The sequence below is a fragment of the Methylophaga sp. UBA1464 genome, assembly GCF_002325665.1.
Lineage (GTDB): Bacteria > Pseudomonadota > Gammaproteobacteria > Nitrosococcales > Methylophagaceae > Methylophaga.
In genome coordinates this window covers 47,355-48,004 of sequence record NZ_DCSO01000027.1, presented here as the reverse complement: position 1 = coordinate 48,004, position 650 = coordinate 47,355, and the positions used below count along the sequence as shown (strand labels likewise).

The 650-nt window shown below is 44.0% G+C and carries 1 protein-coding gene; it reads left to right on the top strand.

The window, feature by feature from the left end:
- Positions 1-44: 44 nt before the first annotated feature.
- The coding region (locus tag B3O33_RS03000) for a hypothetical protein (protein ID WP_292362896.1) at positions 45-650 on the top strand (606 nt) is incomplete at its 3' end.

Here is a 650-nt window from a genome sequence, read left to right as displayed (position 1 = left end):
ATTCCAATACGGCGATAACTAGATCTGGCACACGCTATAGATTTTTGAGCGCGCCTGGTCGACTTCATCCCTATGCTAAACGGCTATTAAAAAAGCTCTTTAATAATAGTCCGCTTCGCTACACGTTGAAGTATTCCCATCCTGAAGATAAAAGAAATTCGCTGGATAACATTGAGGAATGGGTCAAGCATTCGCGGGTCACAAAGCCCCGTAAAGACCCATATGATCGCTATAAAGGCAAACTGATCGCTTGTTTAAAATCAGAGTTTGAAGATATAGCAGAGTTTTATCATCACTTGGCGTGGATCGATGAGAGAAGTATTTATATCGGCAATACCAATGATGAATTCACCTTGTGGAATGAGTTTGCTTTGCGTCATGGAAAAAGCGAGGACATTCAAAAGATTTTCTTGGAGCAAACATCTACATGCCATTTGGCCACGCAAAAAGCCAGCGCTCTGCTCGAACGTGGCGCGCTGTCTCAAGTTGTTATTGATCCGAAGATACCCATTATTTTTTCCAGAGATCTGTGGGATAAAGCTTCCTGCTTATTTTCTGACATGGTGTCCAAGCTCGCAGAGCTTAATCCAAACGCCGACGTTACGTCACTGCGATTAGTCCCGCCGTCTGAAGAGGGCATGATTGAGTGG